Here is a 7,624-nt window from a genome sequence, read left to right as displayed (position 1 = left end):
TGGTGGGTTGGTTTTTTTTTTTACTCCCCGGGGGTGCGACACGCCCACCCCAACGCTGGTTCGGGCTGCACGGTGTTGGGTTCGCTATCGCGAACCCAACCTACGGATAATACTTTTGAAATTGGTTATTTAATTCGTAAAATACAGAGAAATGCGAGAATCGTATTGACCTACTCCATAATCGACTGAGAGATTGTCCGCCCCATCCCGGAGGATCGGACATGCTCTCCCGCCGTACCCTGCTGTCGACCACCCTTGCCCTCGCGGCGGCCGCGCCGCTGGCCGGGCGCCCGGCCAGGGCGGAGGAGGCGCCGAAGGCCATCCGCATCGGCTACCAGAAGAACGGCATCCTGCTGGTGGCCAAGACCCGCAAGTCGCTGGAGCAGCATTTCGCGCCACAGGGCATCGCGGTCGAATGGGTCGAGTTCGCCTTCGGCCCGCCACTGCTGGAGGCGCTGAACGCCGGCAGCATCGATTTCGGCGCCACCGGCGACACGCCGCCGATCTTCGCCCAGGCGGCGCAGGCCGAGCTGGTCTATGCCGCGGCCCAGCCGACCGAGGGGAAGGGCGTGGCCCTGGTGGTGCCGAAGGGATCTGCGGCGAAGTCCGTCGCCGATGTGAAGGGGCTACGCGTCGGCGTCGGCAAGGGCTCCAGCGCCCACAACTTCCTGGTCGGGGCGCTGCAGAAGGCGGGGCTCGGCTGGCAGGACATCACCCCCGTCTACCTGGCCCCGGCCGACGCCCGCGCCGCCTTCGCCGGCGGCAGCCTGGACGCCTGGTCGATCTGGGATCCCTATTACGCGATCGCCGAGCTGGAGGAGGGGGCACGGGTGCTGGCGACCTCGGCCGATGTCGAGCCGCAGAACTCCTTCTTCCTCGCCTCCAGGGCCTTCGCCACCGCTCATCCCGCCGCGCTGCGCAGCCTGGTCGCGGCGCTGGCCGAGGTCGGCGCCTGGGCCGATTCCCACCACGCCGAGGTGGCGCAGCTGTTCGCCGACGAGACCGGCATCAGCCTGGCGGCGGAGCAGCGCGCGGTCGACCGCGCCACCTTCCGGATCGGCCCGCTGACCGAGGAGATCGCGGCCCAGCAGCAGACCATCGCCGACCGCTTCGCCGCGCTCGGGCTGATCCCGGCGCCGATCGCGATCCGCGACATCGTCTGGACCGGCACCTAGCAGGGATTCCCCCATGTCCGACACCCGCAAGCCGCTCGACCTGTTCTGGTTCATCCCGACCAGCGGCGACGGCCCCTATCTCGGCACCCAGGACCGGCACCGCCCGGCCGAGTTCCGCTATCTGCGCGAGATCGCCACCGCGGTCGACCGGCTCGGATACACCGGCGTGCTGCTGCCCACCGGCCGCGGCTGCGAGGACGCGTGGATCACCGCGACGGCGCTGGCGACGGCGACCGAGCGGCTGCGCTTCCTGGTGGCGCTGCGCCCCGGCGTGGCGACGCCCGCCTTCTTCGCCCGCCAGGCTGCGGCCTTGGACCGGATCAGCAATGGCCGGCTGCTGCTCAACGTCGTGGTCGGCGGCGACCCCGCCGAGCTGGCCGGCGACGGCGTCTTTCTCGACCACGACACCCGCTACGCCCAGGCGGCGGAGTTCCTGACCATCTGGCGCCGCCTGCTGGCCGGCGAGACGGTGGATTTCGACGGCGACTTCCTGAAGGTGAAGGGCGGCAAGCTGTCCTTCCCGCCGGTGCAGCGGCCGCATCCGCCGCTGTGGTTCGGTGGCTCCTCCGATGCGGCGCTCGACCTCGCCGCCGACCAGGTCGAGACCTACCTGACCTGGGGCGAGCCGCTGGAACAGGTGGCGCAGAAGATCGAAGCGGCGAGGGCGCGCGCGGCGGCCCGCGGCCGCACCCTGCGCTTCGGCCTGCGCATCCACCTGATCGTGCGCGAGACGGAGGAGGAGGCGTGGCGGGTGGCGGAGCGGCTGATCCGCGACGTCTCCGACGACGCCATCGCCGAGGCCCAGAAGAAGCTGGCCGAGGGTTCGGATTCGGTCGGGCAGCAGCGGATGACGGCGCTGCATGGCGGGAGGCGGGACAAGCTGCTGGTCGGCCCCAACCTCTGGGCCGGCATCGGCCTGGTCCGCCGCGGCGCCGGCACGGCTCTGGTCGGCGACCCGGAGACCGTGGCGGCGCGGCTGCGCGAGTATCAGGCGCTGGGCATCGAGACGATCATCGCCTCCGGCTACCCGCATCTCGAAGAGGCCTACAACGTCGCCGAGCTGCTGTTCCCGGCGCTCGGCATCGGCGTCGAGAAGGCTGGGGCGCACGAGCTGCATCCCGGCGAGTTCGGCACCGGCGCCGGCAGGCCGAAGCTGACCGCGGTGTCGTGAGGCTCGGCCGGCCGTAGGTTGGGTTCGCGGCACGCGAACCCAACATCGTGACGATCGAGCCGGTGTTGGGTTCGCCGGGGCGAACCCAACCTACGACGTGAGGCTCTACCCCTCCCGCTTCACCCAGGGGGTCGGCTTCGGGTTGCGCTCGTCGAAGCCGGTCTGGTGCCAGTAGGGATAGGCCGGGGTGCGGTGGCTGGCGTCGTCCAGCAGCGCCACCTGCTCCGGCGTCAGGTTCCAGCCGACGGCGCCGAGATTCTGCTTCAGCTGCTCCTCGTTGCGGGCGCCGACCACGATGTTGGCGACGGTCGGCCGCTGCAGCAGCCAGTTCAGCGCCACCTGCGGGATGGTCTTGCCGGTCTCCTGCGCCACCCGGTCGAGCGCGTCGACCACGTCGTACAGGTATTCGTCGTCGACCACCGGCCCCCCCGCGCTGCCGCCGGAGGCGATGCGGCCCGCCCCGGCCGGCTGGCCGCGCCGGATCTTGCCGGTCAGGCGGCCCCAGCCCAGCGGGCTCCACACCATCAGCCCGACCTTCTGGTCGAGGCCGAGCGGCATCAGCTCCCACTCGTAGTCGCGGCCGACCAGCGAGTAGTAGCCCTGATAGGCGGCGTAGCGGGCGAGGCCGTATCTCTCGGACGTCGCCAGCGCCTTCATCAGGTGCCAGCCGGAGAAGTTGGAGGCGCCGATATAGCCGATCTTGCCGCTGCGGGTCAGGTCGTCGAGCGCGCGCAGCGTCTCGTCGACCGGCGCCAGCGCGTCGAAGCCGTGCATGAAGTAGAGGTCGATATGGTCGGTGCCCAGCCGCTTCAGGCTGGCCTCGCAGGCGCGGATCAGGTGGTAGCGCGACGAGCCCTTGTCGTTCGGGCCCGGCCCCATGCCGAACGTGGCCTTGGTCGAGATCAGCACCTGGTCGCGCCGGCCCTTCAGGGCCTGGCCCAGGATCTCCTCCGACGCGCCCTGGCTGTAGACGTCGGCGGTGTCGAAGAAATTGACCCCGGCCTCCAGGCACAGATCGACCAGCCGCGAGGCCTGGGCGACGTCGGTGCTGCCCCAGCGCTGGAAGAACTCGTTGCTGCCGCCGAAGGTGGCGGTGCCGAAGCTGAGCACGGGAACCTTGAGGCCGGATCCGCCGAGCTGACGGTATTCCATGCGGTCTCTCCGTTGGTGACGGTTTCGTGGTGTGCGACCCCAGGCTAGCAGCTTGGCCCCCGTCGGCCAGACCGCCTTCGGTCGCGGGTCAGGCCTGTGAACTTCGCAACCGGCGGACGCTTGAACGCGGCCGGTCAGTGCCAGCGCGGCGGTGGCAGGCAGGGCCGCGGAACAGGGGCGGCGGGGGCGGCCGGGGACGCGGTCGCCTCGGCGCGCCGGATCACGCGGCGGACGTCCCAGGCGGTGGAGGAGACCTTGCTCCGGGCCTCGGCGGCGGCCTGCCGGACCTCGTCCTCCGGAGCGGCGGCGAGCTCGGCCTCCAGCGCGTCCAGCAGGCGTTCGAGCGCGCGGTCGGGTCGGTGCGTCATGGCGAGCCTTTGAGGCCGTGGCGCAGCAGCGCCCGCCTCATCCTCTTGCGCGTGGAATCGTAGTCGGTCTCGGACAGGCCCGTGCGCCGCCGGATCTCCCCGGCCGACAGGCCCTGGCTCAGGCCCAGGACGACGGCCAGCGCCGCCGGATCGTCGGCGAACAGCCGGTCGATCGCCGCCAGGGCCTGGCTGGCGGCGGCGATGCGCTCCGGATCCGGTACCTGGTCGGCAACCTCCGTCGCCTGTGCCGACAGTGCCGCCGCCGCAACCCGCTGGCGGCGCCAATGATCGCTGCGCAGGCTGCGCATGATGCCGGCCAGGAAGGCGATCAGCGGCACGTCGCGCGGCCAGGGGCGGGACCCGTCGAGGGCGCGCAGGACGGCCTCGTGCAGCAGCTCCTGCCAGTCCAGCCCCGGCAGGCCGCGGCAGCGCAGCCGCGCGATCGCCTGCAGCCGCAGCAGATCCGGCTCGGACAGCGCCGCGAGCGCGCGCCGGAGGTCCTGCTCGGTCCGGCCGACGGCCTGGAGCGCGATCCACGGCTTGAGGGGCGAGGTGTCCTGCATCCGGCCACTATGCGCGTGGCAGGGCCGGGCGCGGACAGGGGCCGCGAAAAATTTTGCCGGTCCGCGGCAGGACGGTTGCTGCGCATTCCCCGGCAGGCTGTCCGACGGAGGGATCATGGAGCCGGAGATCGAAGAGCACATCACCCGCTTTCTCGGCATGCTCGACACGGCGTTTCGCCGCCGCGGCGAAGCCGAGGGTCTGCCGGAGCGATTCCGCGAAGCGGTGCGGGGGACGCCGCGGCATCGCTTCGTGCATCGCTTCCGGGCGGATCGGGACGGCCCAGTCGGGGATTTCGACGCCGAGCCGCAGCGCCATCTCGCCGCCGTCTACAGCGATCGCGTTCAGATTCATGTCGGGGCCGACGATGCTGCGCTCGAATCGACCAACTCGCAGCCCAGCTACGTGCTGTGGCTGCTGCACCGGCTGGGGCTGGAGGCGGGGCACAGGGTGATCGAGATCGGCTCCGGCTCGGGCTGGCTCGCCGCGGTGATGGGCCGGCTGGTCGGCGACGGCAGCGTGGTCGGGGTGGAGATCCTGGGCGATCTCGCCCGGCGCAGCCAGGCCGACCTCGCGGCGCTCGGCATCGCCAATGTGGCGATCGTCGAAGGCGACGGTGCCGTCGGCAACGACGCTGGGGCGCCCTATGACCGCGCCGTGATCATGGCCGCGGTCTGGGACCTGCCGACGGCGTTGTTCGATCAGGTCGCCGAGGGCGGCCGTCTCCTGCTGCCGATCGCGCTGGCGGGCGGCGGCGGCCGCGACTGCCACGTGGCGGTGCTGCGCCGGGAGGACGGCCGGTTTCGGGCGCTTGAAGCGGTCCCCGGCGCCGTCGTCCGCTTCGTCGGTCCCGGGCAGGAGCGGGGGGCGGAACGCCGGCGGCTCGGCGAGCTGCCGTTCTGGCCCGGGATCGGCGCGACACCGGCCTTGTATCGCACCCTGTCGCTCGGCGCCCGGGATCCGGCCCGCTTCGGCGCCGCGGCCTATGCCTTCCGCCTGTTCCTCGGCCAGACCGAACCCGGCTTCGCCGTCTTCGACGATGGGGAAGGCGAGGAGTTGTCGGCCTCGCCCTTCGGCCTGGTCGACACGGCGGCGCGATCCGTCGCGATCTGCCGGCCCGGGATGCTGCTCGGATATGGCTCGCCCGAGGCGCCGCGGCGGCTCGACGCCGCCTATCGGCGCTGGACGGCGCTCGGCATGCCCGGCCCGGCTGCCTTCGAGCTGGAGGTGGTGCGAACCGAGCAGGCGCCGCGGCCGGGGCCAGGCCTCTGGGTGGAGAAGCGCGGCGTCAGCGCCCTGGTGTGGCGCTTGGCCGGCGCGGCCCCGCCGCCGCGGGTGGGGCGGCAGAAGGCGGTCCGGGACCGGCCGCGCCCGGCCGGCCCCGAAACCGGGATCAGGCCGCCCGGGCCGTGATCGTCGAGACCTTGTCCAGGGCGCCAGCCACGGCCTTCCCGGCCACGTCCGGGCCATAGTTGACGCCCTCGACCGCGATCGCCTCGATATCGGTCAGGCCGATGAAGCCGAGCAGCGCACGCAGATACGGCTCCTGGAAGTCCATGGGCTTGTAGGGGCCGTCGGAATAGACGGCGCCGCGGGCCACGACCAGATAGGCCTTCTTGCCGGTGACCAGCCCGTGTGCGCCGGTCTCGTCGTAGCGGAAGGTGACGCCGGCGCGCATCAGATGGTCGAACCAGCTCTTCAGCGTCGAGGCGAGGCCGAAATTGATCATCGCCGAGGCGATGACGATGGTGTCGGCGGCGAACAGCTCCTGTGCCAGCGCGTCGGCCAGGGCCAGCGCCGCCTGCTGCGCCGGGCTGCGGGCTTCGGCCGGCAGCGCCTGGGCGGCCACGAAATCCTCGCCGATATGGGGCAGCGGCTGCGCGGCCAGGTCGCGGCGGACGACGACGCCCGCGGACTGCGCCTGCAGCCGGTCGACCAGGGCAGTGGCGACCTTGGTCGACAGCGAGGCGGCGCCGCGCGGGCTGGAGGTGACGAACAGGATTCGGCTCATCGGGAACGGGTCCTCATGGTCGAGGGCAGGGGGATGGGCCGGCCGGCCGATGGGAAGCCCCGGGGTTGATCGGACCTCGGGGTAGTCACATTTAGTGACTGGGGCTAAATTGATGACCGCCCGAGGACCGCGCAAGGAGGCACATTTTTGGAACCGAGCAACAGCGATGTGCGTGACGGGCACGACCAGTGCCGGGCGGTCAGCGACGTGCTGGCCCGGGTCGGCGACAAATGGACGGTGATGGTGGTCGCCCTGCTGTCGGACGGGCCGATGCGCTTCAACGAGCTGCGCCGGACCATCGGCGGCATCTCGCAGCGTATGCTGACGCTGACCCTGCGGGGGCTGGAACGGGACGGGCTGGTGACCCGCACCGTGTTCCCGACGATCCCGCCGCGGGTGGACTACGCGCTGACCGACCGCGGCCGGACCCTGATCGAGCCGCTCAAGGCCCTGTTCGCCTGGGCGACCGAGCACAACGCGGCGATCGAGCGGTCGCGGCAGGCATTCGACGCGGAGAAGCCGGGCGCCGAGGTGCCGCATCCGCCGAGGAAGGTGCCTGCCTTGGTGCGGCCGAGATCGACGTCCCTCTCCGATTTCGGCACGGAGGGGCGGAACGGCCGTTAAGTCCGGAGCGCAGGCAAGAGAAAACCCCGCCGGCTTACGCTCGGCGGGGTTTTCGCGACCCGGCTCCGGGGGAGGAAGCGGACCGGGTGCCTCCGGTCGTGCCGATCACGCGGCGCGACGGATGACCGAATCTTCGTTCGCGGCAGCGGCCACGGCCGGGCGCAGCACGGCGACATTGGCCGGGGCGACGCGGGTGTCGCGGGTGGCGCGCGCCAGGCGCTCCATGATGGTGCCGCGGTTCATGCCGATATCGGCCAGCAGGCGGTCATCGAGCTGCATCAGGGCAGCATAGGCGCGACGACGGTCCCAGGCGGCGACAAGCTTGTTGATCAGGTTCACTTCAGCATTTCCTTCTTCACGTGCCGCGTCCAGCGAGAGGTTCGCGGCGCGGTGTGCGTTGCTTTGCACGAGCCGATATATGCGCTTACCTTAGCCATGCATCCACCCCTGCTTCTCGCACCGCAGCAATGCATCGCCTGCATTGCCTGACATTTAGGCGCCGTCTCTGCCCAGCTTCCGCCTTGATGGGCCGGATTCGCCGCAATTCCGCCATAAGACGCCT

9 protein-coding genes are annotated in these 7,624 nt (G+C 71.1%); 4 read left to right on the top strand and 5 right to left on the bottom strand.

Annotated features, from left to right (window positions below; genetic code table 11):
- The first annotated feature begins 221 nt into the window (after nucleotides 1–221).
- Both ACFW16_RS25560 and ssuD read left to right on the top strand, forming a co-directional pair.
- A complete protein-coding gene (locus ACFW16_RS25560; protein WP_380310372.1) occupies nucleotides 222–1,175 on the top strand; it encodes an aliphatic sulfonate ABC transporter substrate-binding protein in 954 nt (317 codons plus the stop codon).
- Between the two features lie 13 nt (nucleotides 1,176–1,188).
- The gene (gene ssuD, locus ACFW16_RS25555; RefSeq protein ID WP_380310370.1) at nucleotides 1,189–2,346 is read left to right on the top strand and encodes an FMNH2-dependent alkanesulfonate monooxygenase; all 1,158 of its coding nucleotides are present in this window, start codon (nucleotides 1,189–1,191) and stop codon (nucleotides 2,344–2,346) included.
- Between the two features lie 105 nt (nucleotides 2,347–2,451).
- Here ssuD and ACFW16_RS25550 read toward each other — a convergent pair whose 3' ends face one another.
- The 3 genes from ACFW16_RS25550 to ACFW16_RS25540 form a co-directional block, all read right to left on the bottom strand.
- Nucleotides 2,452–3,498 carry an aldo/keto reductase gene (locus tag ACFW16_RS25550; protein WP_380310368.1) on the bottom strand — a complete coding sequence of 349 codons (1,047 nt, stop codon included), beginning with the start codon at nucleotides 3,496–3,498 and terminating at the stop codon, nucleotides 2,452–2,454.
- Nucleotides 3,499–3,632: 134 nt separating this feature from the next.
- Entirely contained in the window at nucleotides 3,633–3,866 is a 234-nt protein-coding gene (locus tag ACFW16_RS25545; RefSeq protein WP_380310366.1) for a hypothetical protein, read from the bottom strand.
- Nucleotides 3,863–4,429 (bottom strand): RNA polymerase sigma factor, encoded by a 567-nt coding sequence (locus ACFW16_RS25540; protein ID WP_380310364.1) that lies wholly within the window; start codon nucleotides 4,427–4,429, stop codon nucleotides 3,863–3,865. The genes ACFW16_RS25545 and ACFW16_RS25540 overlap by 4 nt, the downstream gene beginning before the upstream one ends.
- Nucleotides 4,430–4,544: 115 nt before the next feature.
- On the opposite strand from ACFW16_RS25540, the gene ACFW16_RS25535 reads away from it, so the two are divergent.
- Complete coding sequence (locus ACFW16_RS25535; protein ID WP_380310362.1) at nucleotides 4,545–5,840, top strand: protein-L-isoaspartate O-methyltransferase; 1,296 nt, start codon at nucleotides 4,545–4,547, stop codon at nucleotides 5,838–5,840.
- Here the strand turns inward: ACFW16_RS25535 and ACFW16_RS25530 are convergent.
- Nucleotides 5,821–6,438 (bottom strand): FMN-dependent NADH-azoreductase, encoded by a 618-nt coding sequence (locus ACFW16_RS25530; RefSeq protein ID WP_380310360.1) that lies wholly within the window; start codon nucleotides 6,436–6,438, stop codon nucleotides 5,821–5,823. The two genes, ACFW16_RS25535 and ACFW16_RS25530, sit on opposite strands and share 20 nt — an antisense overlap.
- A 147-nt stretch (nucleotides 6,439–6,585) precedes the next feature.
- Between ACFW16_RS25530 and ACFW16_RS25525 the strand changes: the two genes are divergently transcribed.
- Nucleotides 6,586–7,062 carry a winged helix-turn-helix transcriptional regulator gene (locus tag ACFW16_RS25525; RefSeq protein ID WP_380310358.1) on the top strand — a complete coding sequence of 159 codons (477 nt, stop codon included), beginning with the start codon at nucleotides 6,586–6,588 and terminating at the stop codon, nucleotides 7,060–7,062.
- A gap of 105 nt (nucleotides 7,063–7,167) precedes the next feature.
- Here ACFW16_RS25525 and ACFW16_RS25520 read toward each other — a convergent pair whose 3' ends face one another.
- The gene (locus ACFW16_RS25520; RefSeq protein ID WP_380310356.1) at nucleotides 7,168–7,401 is read right to left on the bottom strand and encodes a DUF1127 domain-containing protein; all 234 of its coding nucleotides are present in this window, start codon (nucleotides 7,399–7,401) and stop codon (nucleotides 7,168–7,170) included.
- Nucleotides 7,402–7,624: the final 223 nt, after the last annotated feature.

It is taken from the genome of Inquilinus sp. NPDC058860 (assembly GCF_042743185.1).
Lineage (GTDB): Bacteria > Pseudomonadota > Alphaproteobacteria > DSM-16000 > Inquilinaceae > Inquilinus.
This window is presented reverse-complemented; position numbering and strand designations above follow the sequence as displayed.

Coding starts and splice junctions, on each gene's coding strand:
- ACFW16_RS25560 (WP_380310372.1), top strand. CDS start 222: ATGCTCTCCCGCCGTACCCTGCTGTCGACCACCCTTGCCCTCGCGGCG.
- ACFW16_RS25545 (WP_380310366.1), bottom strand. CDS start 3,866: ATGACGCACCGACCCGACCGCGCGCTCGAACGCCTGCTGGACGCGCTG.
- ACFW16_RS25550 (WP_380310368.1), bottom strand. CDS start 3,498: ATGGAATACCGTCAGCTCGGCGGATCCGGCCTCAAGGTTCCCGTGCTC.
- ACFW16_RS25540 (WP_380310364.1), bottom strand. CDS start 4,429: ATGCAGGACACCTCGCCCCTCAAGCCGTGGATCGCGCTCCAGGCCGTC.
- ACFW16_RS25530 (WP_380310360.1), bottom strand. CDS start 6,438: ATGAGCCGAATCCTGTTCGTCACCTCCAGCCCGCGCGGCGCCGCCTCG.
- ACFW16_RS25535 (WP_380310362.1), top strand. CDS start 4,545: ATGGAGCCGGAGATCGAAGAGCACATCACCCGCTTTCTCGGCATGCTC.
- ssuD (WP_380310370.1), top strand. CDS start 1,189: ATGTCCGACACCCGCAAGCCGCTCGACCTGTTCTGGTTCATCCCGACC.